Origin of the sequence: Thioalkalivibrio sp. ALE16 (genome assembly GCF_000381305.1) — a bacterium.
GTDB lineage: Bacteria > Pseudomonadota > Gammaproteobacteria > Ectothiorhodospirales > Ectothiorhodospiraceae > Thioalkalivibrio.
Genome location: NZ_KB906362.1, coordinates 82,380 through 105,683 on the forward strand (window position 1 = coordinate 82,380; position 23,304 = coordinate 105,683).

At 66.2% G+C, this 23,304-nt stretch carries 21 protein-coding genes; 15 read left to right on the forward strand and 6 right to left on the reverse strand.

What is annotated here, in order from left to right; all coding sequences use genetic code 11:
* Positions 1-118 precede the first annotated feature (118 nt).
* The gene (locus F627_RS0109065) at positions 119-985 is read right to left on the reverse strand and encodes a PhnD/SsuA/transferrin family substrate-binding protein (protein WP_018867001.1); all 867 of its coding nucleotides are present in this window, start codon (positions 983-985) and stop codon (positions 119-121) included.
* Positions 986-1,332: 347 nt separating this feature from the next.
* On the opposite strand from F627_RS0109065, the gene F627_RS0109070 reads away from it, so the two are divergent.
* A complete protein-coding gene (locus F627_RS0109070) occupies positions 1,333-2,373 on the forward strand; it encodes a hypothetical protein (protein ID WP_042835213.1) in 1,041 nt (346 codons plus the stop codon).
* Complete coding sequence (locus F627_RS0109075) at positions 2,373-3,134, forward strand: OmpA family protein (protein ID WP_019583889.1); 762 nt, start codon at positions 2,373-2,375, stop codon at positions 3,132-3,134. Before F627_RS0109070 ends, F627_RS0109075 begins: the two co-directional genes overlap by 1 nt.
* Before the next feature lie 37 nt (positions 3,135-3,171).
* Here F627_RS0109075 and glnD read toward each other — a convergent pair whose 3' ends face one another.
* Both glnD and map read right to left on the reverse strand, forming a co-directional pair.
* Positions 3,172-5,847, reverse strand: a complete 2,676-nt coding sequence (gene glnD, locus F627_RS0109080) for a [protein-PII] uridylyltransferase (protein ID WP_019583890.1) — start codon at positions 5,845-5,847, stop codon at positions 3,172-3,174.
* A 58-nt stretch (positions 5,848-5,905) separates the two neighbouring features.
* Positions 5,906-6,691 (reverse strand): type I methionyl aminopeptidase, encoded by a 786-nt coding sequence (map, locus tag F627_RS0109085; protein WP_018866997.1) that lies wholly within the window; start codon positions 6,689-6,691, stop codon positions 5,906-5,908.
* 246 nt (positions 6,692-6,937) lie between these two features.
* Here map and rpsB point away from each other — a divergent pair, with 246 nt between their 5' ends.
* The 13 genes from rpsB to lpxA all read left to right on the forward strand — a co-directional run bounded on the left by rpsB (position 6,938) and on the right by lpxA (position 19,526).
* Positions 6,938-7,711 carry a 30S ribosomal protein S2 gene (rpsB, locus tag F627_RS0109090; RefSeq protein ID WP_018866996.1) on the forward strand — a complete coding sequence of 258 codons (774 nt, stop codon included), beginning with the start codon at positions 6,938-6,940 and terminating at the stop codon, positions 7,709-7,711.
* A 57-nt stretch (positions 7,712-7,768) separates the two neighbouring features.
* On the forward strand, positions 7,769-8,638 hold the full coding sequence (tsf, locus tag F627_RS0109095) for a translation elongation factor Ts (protein ID WP_018880223.1): 870 nt from the start codon (positions 7,769-7,771) through the stop codon (positions 8,636-8,638).
* 102 nt (positions 8,639-8,740) lie between these two features.
* A complete protein-coding gene (gene pyrH, locus F627_RS0109105) occupies positions 8,741-9,478 on the forward strand; it encodes a UMP kinase (protein WP_018866994.1) in 738 nt (245 codons plus the stop codon).
* Positions 9,471-10,028, forward strand: a complete 558-nt coding sequence (frr, locus tag F627_RS0109110; protein WP_018880571.1) for a ribosome recycling factor — start codon at positions 9,471-9,473, stop codon at positions 10,026-10,028. Before pyrH ends, frr begins: the two co-directional genes overlap by 8 nt.
* Positions 10,029-10,040: 12 nt before the next feature.
* A complete protein-coding gene (gene uppS / locus F627_RS0109115) occupies positions 10,041-10,793 on the forward strand; it encodes a polyprenyl diphosphate synthase (protein ID WP_019583891.1) in 753 nt (250 codons plus the stop codon).
* A complete protein-coding gene (locus F627_RS0109120; RefSeq protein ID WP_018875562.1) occupies positions 10,786-11,622 on the forward strand; it encodes a phosphatidate cytidylyltransferase in 837 nt (278 codons plus the stop codon). The genes uppS and F627_RS0109120 overlap by 8 nt, the downstream gene beginning before the upstream one ends.
* Before the next feature lie 21 nt (positions 11,623-11,643).
* Entirely contained in the window at positions 11,644-12,846 is a 1,203-nt protein-coding gene (gene ispC, locus F627_RS0109125) for a 1-deoxy-D-xylulose-5-phosphate reductoisomerase (RefSeq protein ID WP_019583892.1), read from the forward strand.
* On the forward strand, positions 12,843-14,204 hold the full coding sequence (rseP, locus tag F627_RS0109130; RefSeq protein WP_018877462.1) for an RIP metalloprotease RseP: 1,362 nt from the start codon (positions 12,843-12,845) through the stop codon (positions 14,202-14,204). The genes ispC and rseP overlap by 4 nt, the downstream gene beginning before the upstream one ends.
* A 72-nt stretch (positions 14,205-14,276) precedes the next feature.
* The gene (gene bamA, locus F627_RS0109135) at positions 14,277-16,610 is read left to right on the forward strand and encodes an outer membrane protein assembly factor BamA (RefSeq protein ID WP_369771499.1); all 2,334 of its coding nucleotides are present in this window, start codon (positions 14,277-14,279) and stop codon (positions 16,608-16,610) included.
* A gap of 41 nt (positions 16,611-16,651) precedes the next feature.
* Complete coding sequence (locus tag F627_RS0109140; protein ID WP_018866987.1) at positions 16,652-17,167, forward strand: OmpH family outer membrane protein; 516 nt, start codon at positions 16,652-16,654, stop codon at positions 17,165-17,167.
* Positions 17,145-18,158, forward strand: a complete 1,014-nt coding sequence (gene lpxD / locus F627_RS0109145; RefSeq protein ID WP_019583893.1) for a UDP-3-O-(3-hydroxymyristoyl)glucosamine N-acyltransferase — start codon at positions 17,145-17,147, stop codon at positions 18,156-18,158. The genes F627_RS0109140 and lpxD overlap by 23 nt, the downstream gene beginning before the upstream one ends.
* A gap of 94 nt (positions 18,159-18,252) precedes the next feature.
* The gene (gene fabZ, locus F627_RS0109150; protein WP_019583894.1) at positions 18,253-18,747 is read left to right on the forward strand and encodes a 3-hydroxyacyl-ACP dehydratase FabZ; all 495 of its coding nucleotides are present in this window, start codon (positions 18,253-18,255) and stop codon (positions 18,745-18,747) included.
* A complete protein-coding gene (gene lpxA, locus F627_RS0109155) occupies positions 18,744-19,526 on the forward strand; it encodes an acyl-ACP--UDP-N-acetylglucosamine O-acyltransferase (protein WP_018866984.1) in 783 nt (260 codons plus the stop codon). Before fabZ ends, lpxA begins: the two co-directional genes overlap by 4 nt.
* 420 nt (positions 19,527-19,946) lie before the next feature.
* On the opposite strand, the gene lpxB is transcribed toward lpxA, so the two are convergent.
* The 3 genes from lpxB to F627_RS0109170 are packed head-to-tail and all read right to left on the reverse strand — an operon-like array spanning position 19,947 to position 23,261.
* Complete coding sequence (lpxB, locus tag F627_RS0109160; RefSeq protein ID WP_018875556.1) at positions 19,947-21,113, reverse strand: lipid-A-disaccharide synthase; 1,167 nt, start codon at positions 21,111-21,113, stop codon at positions 19,947-19,949.
* A gap of 40 nt (positions 21,114-21,153) precedes the next feature.
* Positions 21,154-22,251, reverse strand: a complete 1,098-nt coding sequence (locus F627_RS0109165) for a DegT/DnrJ/EryC1/StrS aminotransferase family protein (RefSeq protein WP_019583895.1) — start codon at positions 22,249-22,251, stop codon at positions 21,154-21,156.
* Complete coding sequence (locus tag F627_RS0109170) at positions 22,248-23,261, reverse strand: Gfo/Idh/MocA family protein (protein WP_018866981.1); 1,014 nt, start codon at positions 23,259-23,261, stop codon at positions 22,248-22,250. The genes F627_RS0109165 and F627_RS0109170 overlap by 4 nt, the downstream gene beginning before the upstream one ends.
* Positions 23,262-23,304 lie beyond the last annotated feature (43 nt).

Consider the following 23,304-nt stretch of genomic DNA (forward strand, 5'->3'; position numbering starts at 1 on the left):
CGGGGGCTTGCCAGTGTGGGTGGTTGGTCAAAAGCCGAAAATGTCGGGCATATTCTACGGGACTGTTCCGTAGATGCCCATCGTGGCAACGTCGCCACACAGGCTCCTGGAGCCCACCTCATTCCTCCTTGGGTTCGAACGAATCGAATGCATTTTCGAACGCCTCCTGGCGAAAAGGCAGGAAGTCGGTGTCCTGAACGGCAACGAAACCTCGGTGGCGTATCGCGCGCAGGAGGTGCTGCCCCTGGGCGGTGTCTTCAAGGCTGATGAGCGAGCGGGTCAAATCACCGGCTTCCGCGACGACGGCGTTGCGTGCCAAAAGCGTCATGCCGGGGAAAGTGGGTGATGCCTCGATGACACGCACGAGAGTCCCATCCCCGAGTGACATCAGCATGGTCGTAGCACCCAGACGGGTGAGAGATTCCACCAGGTCACCATCCGTGACCAGAACCAGGGCCTCTGTTTCGCCGCGCACGAAGGTGGTTACGGCGGCGCTGTGATGGTGGTGGTGCTGGATGATCGGCCGGGATGCTCCGTCTGTCCATAGTTGCCTGGAGAGGGCGTGATCCAGGTAGGCCGATGCCAGGCTTTCCTCGAAGGGTGCGGCAATGCGTGCATTCGCCAGGTCCTCGACACTGTCGAATGGCGTTTCGGGTAGCACCGCAATCAGAATCGCCAGCCGGTCCCGGGTGGCCGCTATCGCCTGGTAGCGCGTCTCCGTTTCAAGGAATGGCACCACATGCGGCGAGGTGAACACCAGGTCGTAGCGTTCGGCAGCGAGTCTTTGGTGGAAGACGTCACGGGTTCGCGCAGATTCGATTCGAACCGGAACCTCGAGCTGCTCGCTCAGCCAGTCGCGCAACGGTGCGTATCGCTCGAAGAGGGCTGGGGGGCTGAGAAAGGGCTGGATGCCCAGGGACCGGGTCTGGGCATCGTTTGCCAGTGCTGGCAAACCGCCGAGCATCAGCAGAACCGGGATGAGCACCGCACTGGCCGGCCGCGTGATCCAGTGCGCGGCAGGAACACGTGCGGGGTTTGAGCGTGTTCTGGTCATGTCATTGCGCCCCTCTCTCGTTCATACGGCATTCCGAATATTGAGTAAAGCCCAACGCGACCGGAACGACCCGTCGTGAAACTGTTGGGGATGGCGGTGCCGGCAAGCTGACGATTTGAGCGAAGAGTTGTGTGACCCGCCTGGGAATCGTCAATAACTCGTCGGTTCTGGTGGGTGTCCAAGCGGCCTTGCCGCACCTTCGGCGAAACTGGCGCTTTTCTTGCTTGTTTGAACCGGCAGTACACAAGCGTGCCCGGGGTGCGGCAGGAGAATTCAGGATGGGAGTATTGGACAGGATCGCAGAGGCCTTGCTGGCGACACTACAGGGGCTCAGCCCGCTGACGGTGATTGGCCTGTTCGCGCTGGTGTTGTTCGCGTTGTTCCTGGTGGCCCTGGGCGCGACGGCGCTGCGGCGCGCGAAGGCCCTGCAGGGGGCCGCGCCCGCGTTGCTGACCACGCTCGGGATCCTCGGGACGTTCCTGGGGGTGGCGGTTGGCCTGCTGGACTTCGATGCGGGACGTGTGGAGGCGAGCATCCCCGCGTTGCTGGAGGGGCTCAAGCTGGCCTTTGTGACCAGTATCGTGGGCATCCTCCTCTCGGCGGTGCTGCGCATGGTGCAGGTGTTGACGCCCACCGCGGCTCTCGCGGAGCGCGAGGTTCCCGCCGAGGCGACAAACGGCATCAAAGATCCGGCGCAACTGGCCGCACAGCAGCGCGATGCCACGCTGGCGATGGTCGAGGCCGTGCGGACTCTGGACCAGCGCCTCGATGCCCGGCTGGAGCGGCAGCACCGGGAACTGACCGGGGCGCTGGACGGCATGGCCGAACGCATCACCGAAATGAGCAGCACGCATCTCGTCGAGGCGCTGGAGCGGGTGATCCACGATTTCAACCATCGTCTTGGCGAGCAGTTCGGGGAGAACTTCCGCCGCCTGGATGACTCGGTCGCGCGACTGCTGGAGTGGCAGGATCAGTACCGTCAGCAGATGGAAACCCTGCAGCGTGCCTTTGATCAGGCGCGCAGCGGGGTCGAGCAGACCGAGCAGACGCTGGAGCGCATGACGGGACAGGCCCTGCAGATCACGCGTCACGTGGAGGATCAGGAGTCGACGCTCTCCAGCCTGCGCCGCGAGACGGTCGAACTGGAGGCGCTGCTGGGCAGCATCGCGGCCCTGCGCGATCGTGCAACCGAGGCCTTCCCGGCCATGGATGCCCGCCTGGAGGCGATGCTCGAGAGCATCGAGAACGCCGTTCAGGCCGGACACGCGGCCGAGCAGCGCTGGAGCCGGCCGGTGGCATCAGCGGGCGGGCGTAACTGATGTTTGCGTGGATGGCGCGGCGCGGACGCCGGGGCGAGGGCCCCGGCAGCGAGGCGGACCAGGGCTCGCACTGGCTCGCGGTGGCGGATCTGATGGCGGCGTTGATGATGATCTTCCTGTTCCTCGCCCTGCTGCATATGGTGCAGGTGGAGCGCGAGAGTGCCGCGCACACGGAGGTGCGCAACGAGGCGGCCGCGCTGCGCGCGGCGATCTATTCGGTGCTCGAGGAGGAGTTCCGGGAGGATCTGCCGCGCTGGAACGCGGAGCTGGATCGCGACAGCCTGACGCTGCGTTTCCGTGAGCCGGAGGTCCTGTTCGAGCGCAGTTCAGCCTCCATCCGGCCGCGATTCGAGGCGATTCTGGCGGATTTCATGCCGCGCTATGCCGAACAGCTGCGCCCGTTCGCCGAGGTGATCCGGGAGGTACGGATCGAAGGCCACACGTCGAGTGAGTGGGCCGGGAGCGACGATCCCCTGGAGGCTTATTTCGGCAACATGGATCTTAGCCAGCGGCGCACGCGGGCGGTGCTGGAATACGCCTACCAGCTGGAACCCCTGCAGGAGGCGGACTGGTTTCGCTCGCGGGTCGCCGCCGTGGGCCTGTCATCTTCGCGGCGGGTGCTGGATGCACAGGGCGAGGAGGACCGCCGCGCCTCCCGACGGGTCGAATTCAGCGTGCTGACGGACTTTGAAACGCGCCTGCTGGGCGAGGCCTCGCCGGCGGCGCCGGACCCCTTGCCGCTGGAGGCGCGCGGGCGCTGATCGTAAGGGGAACACGTAATCAGTGTTTCCCTCGGCGTCAGAGGGCCTGAAGCAGGGCCTCGCGCAGTCGGGTCTGTGCCTCGGCGTCCAGCGGGGTGCGCCCGGGTCGGCTCAGCAGGAAGCTGTCTTCGACCTGTTCGCCGGCCGTGGCGATGCGGGCGGTGCGGACGTCGATACCCTGCTCGCCAAGGATATGCCCGATGGTGGACAGCAGGCCCGGTCGATCCAGGGCCCGCAGGCGCATGCGCGTGGCGTGGCCCCCGGGCGCCGGCTCGAATTCGATGCGGGTGTCCACGTCGAAGTGCTTGAGGCGTCGCGGTAGCTGACGCGTGGCGGGGTTGGGGGTGCGGCCCTGGCGGGCGAGTTCGTGCTCCAGAGCGTGGCGGATCTCGTCGGCGCGATAGCCGGCATCGACGGTCTGGCCGCCGCCGCTCTCCAGGACCAGGAAGGTATCTAGGGTGCGGCCAGCCGCCGTGGTGATGATGCGGGCGTCTACGATGTCGAGCCCGAGCTGGGTCAATGCGCTGGTGATGCGGGCGAAGATCTGCGGGTGATCCTCGGCATAGACGAAGATCTCGGTGCTGCCGCGCGAGGTCTTGGGGCGTACCAGGATCAGCGGGAGCGCGTCCGGTTCCAGCGGGAGCAGGGCCTGGGCATGCCAGGCGATCTCGTCGGCGGAATGGCGGAGGAAATACTCGTCGTCGAGTTCATCCCACAGCCGACGCGCCTGTTCCGGATCGAAGCCCTGTTGCTGCAGCCGCTCGAGCGCCTCGACGCGCGTCTGGTGGATCTGCTCGTCCATGTCCGGCGGGGTGTCCAGGCCGCGATCGAGGACGTTGCGCGTGGCGTGGTAGAGGGTCTGGAGCAGGGCATCCTTCCAGCTGTTCCATAGCTCCGGGTTGGTGCCGCGGATATCGGCTATCGTGAGCAGATAGAGAAAGTCCAGACGTTCGCCGGTGGCGACCTCCCGTGCGAAGCCGAGGACCACCTCGGGGTCCGAGATGTCCTTGCGCTGGGCCGTGAGGGACATCAGCAGGTGCGAGCGCACCAGCCAGGCGACCAGCCCGGCATCGGCGTCCGAGAGCCCGTGTTGCTGGCAGAAGTGCAGGGCGTCGTGGGCGCCCAGCTCGGAGTGGTCGCCGCCGCGACCCTTGGCGATGTCGTGAAACAGCGCGGCCAGGACCAGGCGTTCCGGCCGTTCCAGGCTCGCGTGGATGCGGTGCGCCAGGGGTTGTTCGTGGGCGAACTCGGGCAGCGCGAGCCGGCGCGCGTTGCGCACCACGTTCAGGGTGTGTTCGTCCACGGTGTAGGCGTGGAAGAGGTCATACTGCATGCGCCCGATGATGCGGCCGAAGGCCGGCAGATAGTTGCCCAGCACGCCATAGCGGTTCATCCGGCGGAGCTGGCTGGTGATGCCGCGCGGCGCGCGCAGGATGTCCATGAACAGCTCGCGGCAGACCGGGTTGCGTCGGAAGTGACCGTCGATCAGGTGGCGGTGGGCCCGGATCAGGCGGATGGTGGAGGCCCGTATGCCCTGGATCTCGGGGTGTTCCTGCAACAGGCGGAAGACCTCCAGCAGGGCCGGCGGGTAGATCATGAAGACCTGGTCGTGCGCGGCCTCGAGATAGCCGCCCCGGAGCTGGAAGCGCTGATGGATGCGCACCGGTTCCTGCAGGTTTTCGGGGTCGTCCAGGATGGCCTCGTTGAAGTGCTGCAGCAGCAGCTCGTTCAGGCGCTCGAGGTCGTTGATGGTGCGGAAGTAGCGCTGCATGAACTGCTCGACCGCCCGGTTGTGGTTCTGGTCGACGAAGCCGAAGGTGTTGGCCAGCTGGCGCTGCAGGTCGAACAGCAGGCGGTCCTCGCGGCGGCCGGTCAGCATGTGGAGGGCGAAGCGCACGCGCCAGAGGAAGTTCTGACCCTCCATCATCTCGCGGAATTCGCCCTCGCGCAGGAAGCCCAGCGAGACCAGTTCCTCGATGCGCTCGGCGCCGTAGTGGCGCTTGGTGACCCAGCCGATCATCTGGATGTCGCGCAGCCCGCCAGGGCCTTCCTTGACGTTTGGCTCCAGGCGGTAGGCGGTCTCGCCGAAGCGGCGATGCCGGGCCTGTTGTTCCGCCAGCTTGGCGGCGTAGAAACTGCGCGAGTCCCAGATGCGATCGGGTTCGATGGCCTGGCGGAAGTCGTTGAACAGACCCAGATGACCGGCCAGGTAGCGGGCCTCGATCAGGTTGGTCGCAACGGTGATGTCGTCGCGCGCCTCGCGGGTGCAGTCTTCGATGCTGCGCACGCTGTGTCCGACTTCGATGCCGATATCCCAGAGGAAGGTGACGAAATCGCTGATGCGGTCGAAGCGGGCACGGTCGTGCTCGCCCTCGAGGATGATCTGGATATCGATGTCGGAGGCGGGATGCAGTTCGCCGCGCCCGTAGCCCCCGACCGCAATCAGGCACAGCCGGTCGTCATCGGCCAGACCCTTCTGCGCCCAGATCAGCTTGAGCAGCTCGTCGATGCGCCGGGCATGGCCATGGATCAGTTCGGCGATGGGCATGCCGTCGCGAAAGCCCTGGTACTGCTGCTCCAGGATGGCGCGGCGGCGGTCCCGGAACAGGGCGATGTTCCCCGGGTTGCGGCTCAGGCGCTGGTAGTCCTCGCCCCAGTCGGCGGTGAAGGCCGGGGTATCGAGTTCGCCGGGGGTGCTGCCCGCAGGATTCATTGCAACTCCGTGGCGTTGTTGGTGCGAATCGGCGGGTAAGGGAGGCGAAAAGCCCGGATCAGGCCGCGATCTCCTGGGGCGGGGTTTCGTCCTTGCGCAGGGTCAGGATCTCGTAGCCATCCGCGGTCACCAGGATGGTGTGCTCCCACTGGGCCGAGGGGCTGTGATCCTTGGTCACGGCGGTCCAGCCGTCGGCGAGGATGCGCGTATGCCGGCGTCCGGCATTGATCATGGGTTCGATGGTGAAGCACATGCCTTCCTCCAGCGTCATGCCGGTGCCGGGCTTGCCGTAGTGCAGGACCTGTGGGTCCTCGTGAAAGCCGCGCCCGATCCCGTGACCGCAGAATTCCCGCACCACGGAGCAGCGCCGGGCCTCGGCGTATTCCTGGATGGCGTGTCCGATGTCGCCCAGCGTCGCCCCGGGGCGGACCTGCTGGATGCCGAGGTACATGCTGGTGCGCGCCACGTCGATCACCCGCTGGGCCTGGATGCCGGCCTTGCCGATCACGAACATGCGGCTGGTATCGCCGTGAAAGCCATTCTTGATGACGGTGATGTCAATGTTGAGGATGTCGCCGTTCTTCAGCTTCCGGTCGCCCGGGATGCCGTGGCAGACCTGGTGGTTCACCGAGGTGCAGATCGACTTGGGAAAGCCCCGGTAGTTGAGCGGGGCCGGGATCGCGTCCTGGGTGTTCACGATGTAGTCGTGGCAGATCCGGTCCAGCTCCCCGGTGGTCACGCCGGCCTGCACATGGGGCTCGATCATCTCGAGGACTTCGGCGGCCAGGCGGCCGGCGACGCGCATGTGTTCGATTTCTTCGGGGGTCTTGATGGAAACGGACATGGGGGCTCCCGCCGCGGCGCCCGGAGGGGCTCGGCGTTTGGTTCGGGTAAGCGTCCTATGCTATAAAGCGCGCGCCTCGCTGGCAATTCGGCGGGGCCGGATGCCGCCCTTTGCGGGGCCGGTGTTCGAAACCTAAATCCACACACGTATCGGCACGGTCTGTCGGGTGCCCGCTCGCGAAAGAAGATTCGGTTCGGGTTTCAGATCGGGATACGTGGAGGCTCAACCCGTTACAGGAGAAACCTCATGTCCCTCGTGACTATGCGACAGATGCTGGAGGCCGGCGTGCACTTCGGCCACCAGACGCGTTACTGGCATCCCAAGATGGCCCCGTACATCTTCGGGGAACGCAACAAGATTCATATCATCAACCTCGAGAAGTCCCTGCCGATGTTCAACGACGCGTTGAACTTCCTCGGCAAGCTCGCCGCCGACGGCGGCCAGATCCTGTTTGTCGGCACCAAGCGCTCGGCGCGCGACGTGGTGGCGGAAGAGGCACGTCGCTGCGGCATGCCGCACGTGAGCCACCGCTGGCTGGGCGGGATGCTGACCAACTTCAACACGGTCAAGCAGTCGATCAAGCGCCTGAAGGATCTCGAGACGATGGACGCCGACGGCAGCTTCCAGGTCCTGAACAAGCGCGAGGCCCTGAGCCGTCGCCGCGAGAAGGAAAAGCTGGATCGCAGCCTGGGCGGTATCAAGGACATGAACCGCATGCCCGACGCCATGTTCGTGATCGACGTGGGCTACGAAAAGATTGCCGTGGCCGAGGCGAAGAAGCGCGGCATCCCGGTGGTGGCAGTGGTCGATTCCAACCATTCCCCGGAAGGCGTGGACTACGTGATCCCGGGCAATGATGACGCGATGCGTGCCATCCAGCTCTACGTGGCCGCGATCGCCGACACGATCATCGAGGCCAAGGGCGCCGTGAGCACCGGTGGCGTGAGCGAAGAAGAGTTCGCCGAGCCGGCCGCGGCCGAAGGTTCCGACGACACCGCGTCGCCCGCCAACCCCGCTTGATAACCGGGACCGGCCGCCCGAGGCGGCCGGTCCGAGCATGATTCAGGAGCACCAACGATGCAGATTACTGCTGCACAAGTGAAAGAACTGCGCGAGCGCACTGGCGCCGGCATGATGGAATGCAAGAAGGCCCTGACCGAGACCGGGGGAGACCTGGAAGCGGCCGTGGAAGCCATGCGCAAGTCCGGCATGGCCAAGGCCGACAAGAAGGCGGATCGGGTTGCGGCCGAGGGCCGGGTCGAGATCGCCTGCGAGGGTTCGCAGGCCGTGATCGTCGAGATCAACTGCGAAACCGACTTCGTTGGCAATGACGACAACTTCCGTGCCTTCACCGGCACCTGCGCCAAGGTGGCGCTGAACACCGCAGCCGATTCTGTCGAGGGTCTGATGGCCGAGACCGTGGATGGCCAGACCCTGGAAGAGCAGCGCACCCAGCTGATCGCCAAGGTGGGCGAGAACGTCCAGGTACGTCGCTTCGAACGAATGAGCGCGGAAGGGGCCCTGGGCTTCTACCAGCATGGCGCCCGCATCGGTGTGCTGGTCGGCCTGAACGGCGGAGACGAGGCGCTGGCTAAGGACATTGCCATGCATATCGCGGCCAGCCACCCGGTGTGCGTGGACGAAAGCCAGGTGCCGACCGAGATGCTCGACAAGGAGCGCGCGATCTTCAAGGCGCAGGCCGAGGAGTCCGGCAAGCCCGAGAACATCATCGAGAAGATGATCGAGGGCCGGATCCGCAAGTACCTGGGCGAGATTACCCTGGTCGGCCAGCCGTTCGTGAAGGACCCCGATCAGACCGTCGGCCAGTTGCTGGAGAGCAAGGGTGCGTCGGTGTCCGGATTCATCCGCTATGAGGTGGGCGAGGGCATCGAGAAGAAGACCGAGAACTTCGCCGAAGAGGTCATGGCTCAGGCGCGCGGCGCCTGATCCAGCAGGATCCCGGGGCGGCCGCTTGAAGCGGCCGTTTCCGGATAAGAGGGCCAGAAAAAACTGGCAAGCGAGAATAACGAGCCCGAGATAAGGAACTCCATGAGTCAGGACAGCCAGCCCGCGTACCGGCGCATCCTTCTGAAGTTGAGCGGGGAGGCCCTGATGGGCCAGCAATCCTACGGGGTGGACCCGGATGTCCTGGCGCAGGTGGCCGAAGAGGTCTCGGAGCTCTCCCGCATGGGGGTAGAGGTCGGCATCGTGATCGGTGGCGGTAATATCTTCCGCGGTGCGGGTCTGGCGCAGGGCGGCATGGACCGGGTGACCGGTGATCACATGGGCATGCTGGCGACGGTGATCAACGCGCTGGCGCTGCAGGATGCGATCGAGCGGGCCGGGCGTTTCTCCCGCGTAATGTCGGCGATCCGGATCAACCAGGTCTGCGAGGACTACATCCGGCGCCGTGCGGTGCGCCATCTCGAGAAGGGGCGGATCGTGGTGTTCGCGGCCGGGACCGGTAATCCGTTCTTTACGACGGACTCCGCGGCCAGTCTGCGGGCGATCGAGATCAACGCCGATATCATGATCAAGGCGACCAAGGTCGACGGTGTCTACGATGCCGACCCGGTCAAGAGCAAGGATGCCCGACGCTTTGAACGCCTGACGTTCGATGATGCGCTGGAAAGGCGCCTGGGCGTGATGGATACCACGGCCCTGGTGATGTGCCGCGACAACGGCCTGCCGATTCGTGTAATGAACATGTTTGCCAGGGGCGACCTGCAGCGGCTCGTGATGGGCGAGGCGGTGGGTACCCTGGTCGAGGGATCCCGCAATGAGTGACGCCACCATCAAGGACGCGCGCGAGCGCATGGACAAGAGCCTGGAAGCGCTGCGCAACGAACTGTCGAAGATCCGCACGGGGCGGGCGCACCCCACGCTGCTCGAGCACGTGCACGTGGAGTACTACGGCATGGAAGTGCCGATCAACCAGGTCGCGAACATAACGGCCGAGGATGCGCGCACGCTGGCCGTGGTGCCGTACGAGAAGGACATGGTGGGTAAGGTCGAGAAGGCCATCATGACCTCCGATCTGGGGCTGAACCCGGCGAGCATGGGGACCGTGATCCGGGTGCCGCTGCCGGCGCTGACGGAAGAGCGCCGCCGCGAGCTGGTGAAGGTGGTGAAGGCGGAGGCCGAGCACGCACGGGTGGCCGTGCGCAATATCCGGCGTGACGCCAACAATGCCTTCAAGCAGCTGGTCAAGGACAAGGAGATGTCCGAGGACGACGAGCACAAGGCCCAGGAGCAGGTCCAAAAGCTGACCGACGACCACATCGCGAAGGTCGACGCGATGCTGGCGGACAAGGAAGCCGAGTTGATGGAAGTCTGACCGGCGCGCACGATGCCGGTTATCCCGAAACCCCGCGATGGGCTTCCCGCGCATGTGGCCATCATCATGGATGGCAACGGCCGCTGGGCCGAGGCGCGCGGTCTGAGCCGATCCGAAGGCCACCGCGCCGGGCTGGAGGCGACGCGCAACGCCGTGCGCTTCTTTGCCGAACAGGGCGTTGGCACCCTCACCCTGTTTGCCTTTAGCAGCGAGAACTGGGGCCGCCCCCGGGAAGAGGTCGAGGCCCTGTTCGACCTGTTTGTCTCCGCCATCGAGGCGGAGCTTCCGGAGCTCGTCGAGCGGGGTATCGTGCTGCGCTTTATCGGGGATCGCGCCACGTTCCCGTCCGATCTTCAGGCACGCATGACCGAGGCCGAGCAGGCCACCGCCGGGAACGACCGCATGTGCCTGGTGGTCGCGCTGGGTTATGGCGGGCGCTGGGACATCCTGCAGGCGGCCCGGCGCTGGGTGGCCGACAACGACCGCGGGGCGGACCCCGAGGCCGCCTTCTCCGGATATCTGAGTACGGCCGGCCTGCCGGACGTGGATCTGCTGATCCGCACCGGGGGTGAACACCGGGTCAGCAATTTCCTCTTGTGGCAGGCGGCCTACGCCGAACTGCTGTTCATCGAGACCTTCTGGCCGGATGTGACGAATACGGAGCTGGAGGAAGGGCTGACCTGGTACGCAAGCCGCCAGCGCCGCTTCGGGCGCGTGCCGGCCGCGGGCGACGCGGCCGCGCCGGGGGAGGCGACGGGTGCTTAGGCAACGGATCCTGACGGCGTCGGCCCTGGGCCTGCCGGCCCTGGCCCTGGTGGCCTGGGGCCCCAACTGGGCCGTGCTGCTCCTGGTGGTGCTGGTGCTCGGGCTGGCCACCTGGGAATGGGGCGGCCTGGCGGGACTGGTGGGCCACGGTGCCCGCGCCGCGCTGGTCGCGGCCGTGGGCGCCCCCGTGCTGGCGCTTGGAACTGCCCCTGCAGGGGCGCTGCACTACCTGATTCTGGGCCTGGCCCTGCTGTGGTGGCTGGTGATCCTGCTGGTGCTGCCGTTCTACCGGGAACACGAGGAGGGCGCGCGCGGCCGACATGGACCGCTGTTTGCGGTTGCGGCGATCCTCACGCTGGTGCCGGCCGGAATGGGCCTCGTCTGGCTGCACGCACTGGCCCCGTTGCTGGTGGTGTATCTGGTGGTGCTGGTGGGGCTCGCGGATACGGGCGCCTACTTCGCCGGCAAGGCCTTCGGCCGCAACCCGCTGGCGCCCCATATCAGCCCGGGAAAGACCCGCGAGGGGTTGTTCGGCGGCCTGCTCACGGTACTGGCCTTCGCGACCGTGGTGGCGATCGGGTGGGGGCTTGCCCCGATGGACGCGCTGGTCTTCCTGCTGCTGTCGGTACTGATCGGTCTGGTGTCGGTGGTCGGGGACCTGTTCGAGAGCATCCTGAAGCGCGAGGCCGGGGCCAAGGACAGTGGTTCCTTGCTGCCGGGTCACGGGGGTATTCTGGACCGGTTCGACAGTATGGTTGCAGCCGCCCCGGTGTTCCTGGCCGGGCTGTTGTGGCTGGCGCTGATACCGGCCTCGCCGGTGACGGGATAGCGCGCGCAGGCGCAGGTACTCATGAAGACGACGCAGCTCACCATTCTCGGATCGACCGGCAGTATCGGGCTGAGCACGCTGGACGTGGTGGCGCGTCAGCCGGAACGGTTCCGCGTCCATGCCCTGACGGCTCATCGCAATGTGGAACGCATGCGCGAGCAGTGCCTTCGGCACGCGCCGGACGTCGCGGTGATGGTCGATGCGGATGCCGCGGATGCCCTGCGCACGGCCCTGGCGGCGTCCGGGTCGCGCACGCAGGTGCACGCGGGCGCGGAGGCCCTGGCCGAGGTGGCTCGCGCGCCGCAGGTGGACGCGGTGATGGCCGCGATCGTGGGGGGCGCCGGGCTGTTGCCCACGCTGGCCGCGGCGGAGGCGGGCAAGCGGGTGTTGCTGGCGAACAAGGAGGCGCTGGTGATGTCCGGCGCGTTGCTGATGGATGCCGTGCGGCGCTCCGGGGCGTGCCTGCTGCCCATCGATTCCGAGCACAATGCGATCTTCCAGTGCCTGCCGAACGGGTACGTCTGTGCGGAGCCGGTCACACCGCACGGCGCCCGCCGGATCTGGCTGACCGCGTCGGGCGGGCCGTTTCGCGATCGTCCGCTGGATAGCTTTGCCGGCATCACCCCGGACGAGGCCTGCGCTCATCCCAACTGGGAGATGGGGCGCAAGATCTCGGTGGACTCCGCAACGATGATGAACAAGGGCCTGGAGGTGATCGAGGCCTGCTGGCTGTTCGCAGTACCGCCGGCGACGATCCAGGTGGTGCTGCATCCGCAGAGTATCGTGCACTCGATGGTGGCCTATGACGACGGCTCTGTGCTCGCGCAACTCGGGAATCCCGATATGCGAACACCGATTGCCCATGCCCTGGCCTGGCCCGAGCGCATGGAATCCGGGGTCGAGCCCCTGGACCTTCTGACCATGGGCCGGCTGGAGTTCTCCGAACCGGAAGCGGCGCGCTTCCCTGCGCTGGGGCTGGCCTATCAGGCCCTGGAGCGCGGGGGGACGGCGACGGCGGTGCTGAACGCGGCGAATGAGGTGGCGGTGGAGGCGTTTCTCGCCGAACGCCTGGCGTTCAGCGAGATCCCCGTGGTGATCGCCGCCACTCTCGATGCCATCGAGGCCGAGCCGGTGGACTCGCTGGAGCGGGTGTTGAGCGCTGACCGGAAGGCACGCGCGATCGCCGGGGAGCAGGTGGCGAACGCACGGCAAGTGGTGTCATGACCTTTCTGACGAGCCTGCTGGCATTTGCGGTGGCGATCGGCGTGCTCGTGACCGTGCACGAGTATGGACATTACCTGGCCGCGCGCCTGATGGGTGTCAAGGTGCTGCGGTTTTCGGTCGGTTTCGGGCGCCCGTTGTACAAGCGCTACTTCGGACGGGATCGGACGGAGTTCGTGATCGCCGCGCTGCCCCTGGGCGGCTACGTGAAGATGCTGGATGAGCGCGAGGGGGCCGTCGCGCCGGAGGAGGTCCCGCGCGCCTTCAACCAGAAGGGTCTCGGGGCCCGTACCTTTGTGGTGTCGGCGGGACCCGCGGCGAATTTCCTCCTGGCCATCGTGGTGTACGCCGTGATGTTTATGGTGGGCGTGGGAGGGGTCAAGCCGATTCTGGGCGAGGTGGCGCCGGAGACGCCGGCCGCCGAGGCCGGGCTCGAGCGCGGGCAGGAGATCCTGCGGGTGGGGGATCGCGCGGTCGTGGACTGGGAACAGGCCAACCTGCGGCTGCTGGATCATGCCGTGCGCGGCGAGGCCGTGACCCTGCTGGTGCGGGATGTGGAGGGTCGCGAGTTCGAGCGCGAGGTGGATCTGCGCGATCGCCAGGCGCTGCTGGGCGAGGGGCAGTTCCTCGACAAGCTGGGCTTGCAGCCGTATCGCCCCGCGCTGGAACCGCGTATCGGCGCGGTCGAGGCCGGGAGCCCCGCCGCGGCGGCGGGGCTGGAGCCGGGTGATCGCGTGCTGGCCGTGGATGGCGACGCGGTGACCGACTGGAACGACTGGGTCGAGCGCGTGCGTGCCCGTCCGGAGACGGACTTGCAGGTGACGGTCGAGCGGGATGGCCGAACCCTGGAGCTGCGCATGACGCCGGAGGCTGTGGATCATGAGGGCACGCGCATCGGCCGTATCGGTGCCGGGGTGGACCCGGATCAGCCGGCGGCGCGGGAGATGGCGGTCCTGGTGCGTCAGGGCCCGGTGTCGGCCTTTGTTTCCGGTGTCCAGCGCACGTGGGATGTCTCGGTCCTGACGCTCGGCATCCTGTGGCGAATGATCACCGGGGATGCGTCGGTTAAAAATATCAGCGGACCGGTTACCATAGCCGAGTTCGCGGGGGTCTCGGCGCTGATCGGGGTCTCGGCGTTTCTGGGTTTCCTGGGGCTGGTGAGCGTGTCCCTCGGGATCATCAACCTGCTGCCGATCCCGATGCTGGATGGCGGACATCTGCTGTATTACGCCGCCGAGGCGGTCAAGGGCAGCCCGGTGTCGGAGCGTACCCAGATCATCGGACAGCAGGTGGGGCTCCTGGCGATCGCGGGCCTGATGACACTGGCCCTGTACAATGATTTGACACGACTGTTTGGCTAGGCGTGGCGATGGGCCCCTCCGGATCGGGGGTCTTCGACGGGTCTGCCGAGCGGCCTTTTTCTGGCGGAGAGCATGGCGCGAAACAGCTTGAGAGGAATGGCCCTGATCGGCTTGCTGGGCCTGGCGGGGACGGCCTGGGGGCAGGCCTACGAGATCGAGGACATCGAGATCGAGGGGCTCGAGCGGATCACCGCCGGCACCGCGCTCAGCTATCTGCCCGTGCAGGTGGGCGATACCTTCGACGACAGTCGCAGTCCGGAGGTGATCCGCGAGCTGTTCCAGACCGGTTTCTTTGACGACGTCGAGATCGCGCGACGCGGTGACGTGCTGGTGGTGATCGTCTCGGAACGCCCCGCCATCAACGAAATCAACTTCTCCGGCAACCGCGACATCCCGGACGACGGGCTGCGGGAGGCCCTGAACTCCGCGGGCCTGCGCTCGGGGCGAGTGTTTAACCGGACTATGCTGGACCGTATCGAGAGCGAACTGCGCCAGCAATACTTCGCCCGTGGCCGCTACAACGTCCAGATCGATGTCGAGATCGTCGAGCTGCCGCGCAACCGCGTGGACGTAGAGATCGATATCGCGGAAGGGCCGGTGGCGAAGATCCGCCAGGTCAACGTGGTCGGCAACGAGAGCTACAGCACGCGCGAGCTGACCCGCGGTTTTGAATCCGGGGTGCCCCGCTGGTGGGCATTCTTCAGTCGCCGCGACAATTACTCCCGCGAAAAGCTCTCCGGAGACCTCGAGCAGTTGCGTTCGCATTACCTCGACCAGGGGTTCCTGGAGTTCGACATCGACTCCACGCAGGTCACCCTGACGCCCGATCGCAAGGACCTGTTCATCACCATCAACGTGGACGAGGGCGAGCGCTACACGGTGACTGGCGTGGATCTAGCTGGCGAGTTCGTGATCCCGCGCGAGGAGCTGGAAGACCTGATCGAGGTGGATATCGACGCGCCGTTCTCGCGCAGCCAGATCACCGAGTCGGCGGAGCGCATCAGCGAGCGGCTGACACGCGAGGGCTATGCCTTCGCCAACGTGAACCCGGTCCCCGATGTGGACGAGGACAACCGTGAGGTCGCGATTACCTTCTTCGTTGACCCAGGGCCGCGCGTGTATGTGCGCAACATCCGCATTACCGGCAACCAGAACACCGAGGAGCGGGTCTACCGCCGCGAGCTGCGCCAGATGGAGAGCGCCTGGTACAACGGCGCGCTGATCGAGCGCTCGCGGGTGCGCATCCAGCGCTTGCCGTTCGTGCAGAGCGTGAACGTGGAGACCGAGCGGGTCGCCGGTACGGATGACGAGGTGGACCTGAACATCACCGTGACCGAGCAGCAGTCGGGGGCCCTGTCCCTGGGGGCCGGCTTCTCGCAAAACCAGGGCCTGTTGCTGACCGCCAGTCTGACCCAGGACAACTTTCTCGGGACCGGGAACCGCTTCTCGACCGAGGTCAGTACCAGCAAGGTCAACCAGCTGTTCCGGATGAGCGTGACCAATCCGCACTTCACGCCGTCCGGCGCGAGCCGCGGATTCTCCGTGTTTTATCGCAAGATCGATGCCGAGGAGGCGAACATCTCGCGGTACTCGTCGAACCGCTTTGGCTTCGACGTGACCTACGGCATCCCGCTGTCGGAATTCGACCGCATCCAGGTCCGGCCCGGTTTCGAGAACATCGAAATCGAGACGGTCGAGGCGTCGGAGACGCGCATCGGGACGCCGGACGAGATCATTGACGAACTGGACGAATTCGGTGACACGGCCAATCTCTACAAGCTCGAGACCAGCTACGTCCATGATACTCGGGACAGCACGACCTTCGCCTCGGAAGGTCGGCGGCACCGGGTCGGACTGGAAGTGGCGATTCCGGGCAGTGACCGCGAGTTCTACAAGCTGACGTACTCGGGCCAGGAGATCTTCCGGCTGTCCGATCGCTATTCCTTCAGTCTGTCGGCCGGGCTGGCCTATGCGGACGGCTACGGGGGCGACGAGGTGCCGTTCTACGAACGGCTGTTCGCCGGCGGCATTCGCTCCGTGCGCGGGTATGAGGACAACCGCCTGGGCGACCTGCGCCCGCTGCGGGATGGCCAGCCCGCGACGCGTGATTCGAACGACGATCCCTACGGGGGTCGCTTCCGGACCACGCTGTCCGCGGAGCTGTTCTTCCCGATGCCGTTTGCCGCCGACAACGACGCGGTGCGCATGAGTACTTTCGTGGATGCCGGGAACGTGTTCGATCAGGTGTCGGATTTCGATAGTAGCGAGTTGCGCGCGTCGGCCGGGGTCGCGGTCACCTGGTTCTCCCCGGTGGGGCCGTTGAGCTTCAGTGTGGCCGAGCCGTTCAACGACCAGCCGGGTGATGATCTGCAGCGCTTCCAGTTCCTGCTGGGGGCCAGTTTCTGAAGATGGTCGATGCAAACGATGCCAGGGCATCGGGAGGCGGTATGAGATCCGGGCTCGCCTGGTGGGTGATCGTGATGATGGTCGTCAGCGGGTGGCTGGTGCTGCCGGCGGCGGCGGGCGCGCAGAACGTGGCCTTCGTCACCATGAACCGGATCCTCGAGGATTCGCCGCAGGCGGAGGAGGCGATGCGCGAGCTGGAGCGCGAATTCTCGCCGCGCGATTCCGAGCTGGTGGCGGAGCGCGAGGAGCTGCAGCGCCTGCGGGACCGGCTGGAGCGCGACGGGGACCTGATGAATCCGTCGGAACGGGCAGATCTGGAGCGCGAGTTCTCGCAGCGCTCGCGCGAGTTCCGGCGGGCCCAGGAAAGCTTCAGCGAGGACCTGAACGTGCGTCGCAACGAGGAGCTGGCCAAGCTCCAGCGGCGTATCAACGATGCCATTGTCGACCTCGCCCGCGAACGCGACATCGACCTGATCCTCACCGAGCGTAACGTGCTCTACGCCAGCGATCGCATCGACATCACGGACGACATCCTTGCCGCAATGCAGCGCGACTGACGGCGGGTATACCGCCCGCGAGCTGGCGGAAACCCTGGGCGGGCGGCTCGTCGGCGAGGGTGAGCGGCGGGTTGCGGGGCTGGCCCCGCTGGCCGCAGCCGGACCCGGGGATCTGACCTTCGTCACCGACCCGGACCGGCATGCCGAAGAAATCGAGAACTGTGCTGCGGGCGTGATCCTGGTGCCCGCAACCGCGGACCTGCCTGTGATTCCCGGGCGGTCCCTGATTGTGCTGCAGGATGTCTACCTGGGCTATGCACGTGCGAGTCAGTGCCTCGGCGCCCGCCGCCGCTTGCGGCCCGCGGGCGTACATCCGGGTGCGTTCGTCGATCCCGGTGCTTCGGTGGCGGCCGATGCAAGCGTCGCGGTCGGCGCCGTGATTGGTGCCGGGACGGTGATCGGCGCGGGGGCCGTGGTGTCCGCGCATTGTGTGGTCGGCGAGGGTGTCACCATTGGGGCCGGCACCTTCCTGCACCCGCGCGTGACGCTGCTAGACGGGGTGGAGGTCGGGGAACGGTGCATCCTGCAAAGCGGCTGCGTGATCGGCGCCGACGGCTTCGGCTTCGCATCGGCCGGCGGCAACGGCTGGGAGAAGATCGAGCAGCTGGGCCGCGTCGTGATCGGTTCGGATGTGGAAATCGGGGCCAATACCACCATTGATCGCGGGGCGCTGCAGGCGACGCGCATCGGCACCGGTGTGAAGATCGACAACCTCGTTCATGTTGCCCATAACGTCGAGATTGGCGACCATACTGCCATTGCCGGCTGTGTGGGCATTGCGGGGAGTGCCCGTATCGGGGCCCATTGCGCGATCGGGGGCGGCGCCGGGATCCTGGGGCATCTTTCCATTGCGGATCACGTGACGATCCACGCGATGACGCTGGTTACGCGCTCCATCGACCGGGCGGGTCACTACGCGTCCGGGGTGCCGCATCAGGAGGCGCGGCTGTGGAATCGCATGCTGGCACGGCTGCGACGCCTGGCACGTTAGGGGGACGATCCCGTCCCGGGAACAGCCGGTTCTGGCCCATGTACGGGCGAAGAACCGATCGAACGTCGTATTGCACGTCCGCGCAGCGGTCCGTATGCGGCATCTCAAGAATCAGAAAAAGGACACCGGCGTGAATGACTTTAACGTCCAGGAGATCATGCGCTACCTGCCGCATCGCTACCCGTTCCTGATGGTGGATCGGGTGCTGGAGTGGGAGGCGGGCAGCTATCTCACGGGGATCAAGAATGTCAGCATCAACGAGCCGTATTTTCAGGGCCATTTCCCGATCAAGCCGGTGATGCCGGGGGTCCTGATCCTCGAGGCCCTGGCCCAGGCGACCGGGCTCCTGGCATTCAAGACGGAAGAGGCGCGCAACGAGAATCAGGACAAGCAGCAGCTCTACCTGTTCGTCGGCATCGACGAGGCGCGTTTTCGACGTCAGGTGGTGCCCGGCGATCAGCTTCACCTGCGGGTCGATCTCAAGCGGACGGTGCGCGGGATCTGGCGCTTCGATGCGGTAGCGAAGGTCGGCGAGGATGTCTGCGCCACCGCACAACTGATGTGTTCCGGCCAGGAAATTCCGGCGTGATTGATCCGCGGGCCGACGTCCACCCCAGTGCCGAGATCGACTCCTCGGTGGAGATCGGACCGTTCTCGGTGATCGGTGCCAACGTGAAGATCGGCGCCGGGACCCGGGTCGGGCCGCACGTGGTGATTAACGGGCCCACGGAGATCGGGCGCGACAACCGGATCTTCCAGTTCTCCTCGCTCGGGGAGGAGCCGCAGGACACCAGCTATCGCGGCGAGCCGACCCGGCTGGTGATCGGTGACCGCAACGTGATCCGCGAATCGGTGACGCTGCACCGGGGCACCGAGAAGGGGCTGGGCGAAACGGTGATCGGGCACGACAACCTGATCATGGCGTACGTGCACATCGCCCACGACTGCACCATTGGCAACAGCATCATCTTCTCCAACGCCACTTCGCTGGCCGGGCATGTGGAGATCCAGGATCACGCAACACTGGGGGGGTTCACCCTGGTGCATCAGTTCTGCCGGGTGGGGACCTATGCCTTTACCAGCATGGGGGCCGCCCTGAACCGCGACCTGCCGCCGTACTGCCTGGCGAGCGGAAACTACGCGCGTCTGATCGGGATCAACAAGGTGGGGCTCAAGCGCAATGGCTTTTCCAACGAGGCCATCCAGGCGCTCCATCGGGTATTCATTCAGGGCATGCGCGGCCGGGCCGGCCGCGAGAGCCACCTCGACACGATGTTCGAGGAGACCGACGTCCCCGAGGTGCGCAACCTGATCGGGTTTGTCCGTGGCAGCCGGCGCGGCATCCTGCGCGGCGGCCGCCCCCACTGATCTTTGCGCTCCAACTCCCTCGGTCATTGAACCACAGAGGACACGGAGTGCACGGAGAAGGGCAAAGGCGATTCACAGGAAGGTCGGAAGGGGCGAAGAAATTCCGATTCAGATGGTTTCAGTAAACGGGCCTTTCTGGCGGACCGTTGCTGTAACCGCAAAGTGAATGGGCCATCACCGGTATGTGATCCGGGGGCGACCCATTCGTCATTTTCGGTCACAAAGCGACGTGGCGAACGGCGAGGGCGCCCCGTCTCACGGAACATAGTCGCGCTACGTTCGCAGCCACGCTCCCTCAGGAGCTCCCAGATGCCCCCGAGCCCACCGGCGCCTCACCCCTGTAACCCCTTCCTGCCTTCCCAGCTTCCTGTATACCGCCTTTGACCTTTCCCTTCTCCGTGCACTCCGTGTCCTCTGTGATTAAATCAGCGTCTCCCTAGTCAACAGATGGCCGTGCTGGAGGAGTTCCTGCGCCATTTCGGCGACGCGGCGGTCGGCCCCACCATCCCCCAGGCGTTCTCGCACGCGGGCCAGCCGTTCACGCATGGCCAACCGTTCCTCGGGGTGTGTGAGCAGGCTCATGGCATCCCGCGCGAGGCGCTCGGGGCTGGCATCTTCTTGCAGGTACTCGGGTACCAGGCGCTCGCCCCCGACGATATTGACCAGGGCGATGTTCTCGAGGCGAACGAGGCGCGAGAAGACAGCATGGCTCACGGCCCCCATCCGGTAGAAGACCAGCATCGGGGCCTGGAGCAGTCCGGCCTCGAGCGTGGCTGTGCCGGAGGCAATCAGCAGGAGATCCGCCCCGGCCATCAGGGAATGGGTTTGCGCATCACCTCCCACGAACTGCAGGGGCAGGTCGTCCCAGGCCGCGAGCTCGGTCAAGCGATCGGTCGTTACCCCGGGTGCCATCGAAACCACGAACCGTACATCCGGATGCGCGGCATGGATGCGCCGGACCGTGTCTACGAGCATGGGCCAGTGGCGCTTCAGTTCGCCGCTCCGGCTGCCGGGCAACAGGCCGACCAGTCGCGTCTCGGGCAGCAGGTCCAGCGTTTCCCGAATCGGTGTTTGCGGCGGTTGCACCCGGTCCACCAACGGGTTGCCGACATAGCGCACCGGTACGCCGGCGGTCTCGTAGACCTCGGTCTCGAACGGGAACAGGACCGCCATGGCGTCGACGCAGCGGCGAATGCGCTTGATGCGCCCGGAGCGCCAGGCCCAAAGCTGCGGGCTGACGTAGAACAGCACGCGAATCCCGAGGCGGCGGGCATGTGCCGCGAGGCGCAGGTTGAACTCCACGTAGTCGACCAGGACCAGCAGGTCCGGACGCTCGGTTTCGAGATGGCGGCTCATGCGCCGGAACAGCCGGCGCAGGCGCGGGTAGTTCACCAGCACATCGACCAGGCCGACCACCGCGAGCTCGGAGACGTCGATCAGCGTGTCGACGCCGGCGGCCCGCATCTGTGTCCCGCCCATGCCCGAGTAGCGCAGTCCGGGCTCGAGCGCGGAGAGCTCGTGGACCAGCCCCGCCCCGAGGGCGTCTCCCGAGCTTTCCCCGGCGCAGATCACCACATGCTGCGTCATTGCCGGAGCGGGGCTCCAGTCGGCGCGGGGCGGGGTGGCGTCATGCGAGGGCTTCGCGGATCTTCCCGCAGATCATGTCGATGGTCGCGTCCTCGAGTTCCGGGAACACGGGCAGCGACAGGCAGCGCGCGGCGATGTCTTCGGTGACGGGCAGCGATTCCGGGCGATTCTTCAGGTCGGCGAAGGCCTTCTGCTGGTGCAGGGGCACTGGGTAGTAGATCGCGCAGGCGACTTCGGCGGCCTTGAGGGCCCCCATGATGGTATCGCGGTGATCGGTCAGCAGCGTGTACTGATGGTAGACGTGGGTCCCGATACCGTCCTCGAACGGCACCTCCACGGGCAGGCCGGCCAGGCCGTCGCGGTAGCGCGCGGCGACCCGGCGGCGCTCCGCGTTGTAGGTATCGATGTGCGGCAGCTTCACCCGAAGGATCGCGGCCTGCATCTCGTCCAGCCGGCTGTTGTAGCCGATCTCGTCGTGGTAGTAGCGCTCGCTGGAACCGTGATTGCGCAGACGGCGCAGGGCCTCGGCGGACGACGGGCAGCTGGTGGTGACCAGGCCGCCGTCGCCGAAGGCCCCGAGGTTCTTGCTGGGGAAGAACGAGAAGCAGCCGAAGGCATTGCCCGCACCGGTCTGCACGCCGTCGACCGTCGCGCCAAAGGACTGCGCACAGTCCTCCACGATCATCACCTTGTGCTTCTCGGCGATGGCCTGCAGGCGTGGCATGTCGGCTGGCTGGCCGAACAGGTGCACCGGCAGGATCGCCCGGGTGCGTTCGGTGATCGCAGCCTCTACCTGATCCGGATCGATGTTGAAGGTGCGCGGGTCGATGTCCACGAAGATCGGGTCGGCCCCGACGTAGCGGATGGCCTCGGCCGTGGCGATGAAGGTGAACGGGGTGGTGATGACCTCGTCACCCGGGCCGATCCCGGCCGCGGCCAGGGCCAGATGCAGGGCATCGGTGCCCGACGCGCAGGTGATCGCGTGCTCGACGCCGAGGTAGTCGGCCAGTTCCTGTTCCAGGGTCTGCACATTGGGGCCCAGGATGAAACGGGCGCCGGCCAGCACGTCCTGAAGGGCGGCATCGATTTCGGGGCGCAGGCTCTGGTACTGGCGCTGCAGGTCGACCATCGGGATCACGGCTTGACTCCTGTGGGGTTCGCATCGAGGTGGCTGTGCGGGCCGTCGGCCCGGCTCATGATGTTCAGGTTTTCATAGACCAGGTCGGTGATGCGGCTGGCCGTCTCCAGAGCGCGCTGGCCGTCGCGGCCGCTGACGACGACCGGACCCTGGCCGCGGACCGCGGCCACGAAGGCCTGGATCTCGGCGAGCAGGGCATCGGCCTCGTCGAACACGCTCTCCTCGCGATGGATGGCCGGGGCACCGGTCTCCGGATCGGGGTCACCGATATGGTTCAGCGACAGGATGCGATTCTGGAAGTCGACGGATGCGTAGGCATGCGACTGAAAGATGCGCATGCGGCGCTCGGACTTGGTGCTGATGCGGCTGGAGGTGACATTGGCGACGCAGCCGTTCGCGAACTCCAGGCGGGCGTTGGCGATGTCGATGTCGCCGGTCAGCACCCGGGCACCGGAGGCGCGGATCTCGGTCAGCGGCGCGTCCACCAGCGACAGGATGATGTCGATGTCGTGGATCATCAGGTCCAGGACGACCGAGACATCGGTGGCGCGAGGCTTGTAGGGCGCCAGGCGATGGGACTCGATGAATCGGGGATGCAGCGGGCTCTCGGTCAGTCGGCGCAGGGCGGCATTGAAGCGTTCCAGATGCCCGACCTGGAGTACCACGCCCTGCTTCTCGGCGATCCGGTTCAGGGCCTCGGCCTGCTCCAGGGTCGCGGTGATGGGCTTCTCCACGAGCACGTGGCAGCCGGCCTCGAGGAAATCGCGGGCGATGTCGTAGTGAAGGGTGGTGGGGGCGGCGATGGAGACCGCATCGACCTGCCCGATCAGGGCGCGATGATCGGTCTCCGCGCGGCAGTCGTTGTCGGCCGCCACGCGTTGGGCGGTTTCGGGGTCGGCGTCGACCACGGCCACCAGCTCGGTATCCGGCAGCGCAGCGTACTTGGCGGCATGCCATCTGCCGAGGTGGCCCACGCCGATGGCGGCGCAGCGTAACGGGGATTGGGACATGGGTAGGCTCGGATCCGGAGGGGGTGTGCTAGGATTTTCGGCG

Coding starts and splice junctions, on each gene's coding strand:
- F627_RS0109070 (WP_042835213.1), top strand. CDS start 1,333: ATGGGAGTATTGGACAGGATCGCAGAGGCCTTGCTGGCGACACTACAG.
- F627_RS0109075 (WP_019583889.1), top strand. CDS start 2,373: ATGTTTGCGTGGATGGCGCGGCGCGGACGCCGGGGCGAGGGCCCCGGC.
- glnD (WP_019583890.1), bottom strand. CDS start 5,847: ATGAATCCTGCGGGCAGCACCCCCGGCGAACTCGATACCCCGGCCTTC.
- map (WP_018866997.1), bottom strand. CDS start 6,691: ATGTCCGTTTCCATCAAGACCCCCGAAGAAATCGAACACATGCGCGTC.
- rpsB (WP_018866996.1), top strand. CDS start 6,938: ATGTCCCTCGTGACTATGCGACAGATGCTGGAGGCCGGCGTGCACTTC.
- tsf (WP_018880223.1), top strand. CDS start 7,769: ATGCAGATTACTGCTGCACAAGTGAAAGAACTGCGCGAGCGCACTGGC.
- pyrH (WP_018866994.1), top strand. CDS start 8,741: ATGAGTCAGGACAGCCAGCCCGCGTACCGGCGCATCCTTCTGAAGTTG.
- frr (WP_018880571.1), top strand. CDS start 9,471: ATGAGTGACGCCACCATCAAGGACGCGCGCGAGCGCATGGACAAGAGC.
- uppS (WP_019583891.1), top strand. CDS start 10,041: ATGCCGGTTATCCCGAAACCCCGCGATGGGCTTCCCGCGCATGTGGCC.
- ispC (WP_019583892.1), top strand. CDS start 11,644: ATGAAGACGACGCAGCTCACCATTCTCGGATCGACCGGCAGTATCGGG.
- rseP (WP_018877462.1), top strand. CDS start 12,843: ATGACCTTTCTGACGAGCCTGCTGGCATTTGCGGTGGCGATCGGCGTG.
- bamA (WP_369771499.1), top strand. CDS start 14,277: ATGGCGCGAAACAGCTTGAGAGGAATGGCCCTGATCGGCTTGCTGGGC.
- F627_RS0109140 (WP_018866987.1), top strand. CDS start 16,652: ATGAGATCCGGGCTCGCCTGGTGGGTGATCGTGATGATGGTCGTCAGC.
- fabZ (WP_019583894.1), top strand. CDS start 18,253: ATGCGGCATCTCAAGAATCAGAAAAAGGACACCGGCGTGAATGACTTT.
- lpxB (WP_018875556.1), bottom strand. CDS start 21,113: ATGACGCAGCATGTGGTGATCTGCGCCGGGGAAAGCTCGGGAGACGCC.
- F627_RS0109170 (WP_018866981.1), bottom strand. CDS start 23,261: ATGTCCCAATCCCCGTTACGCTGCGCCGCCATCGGCGTGGGCCACCTC.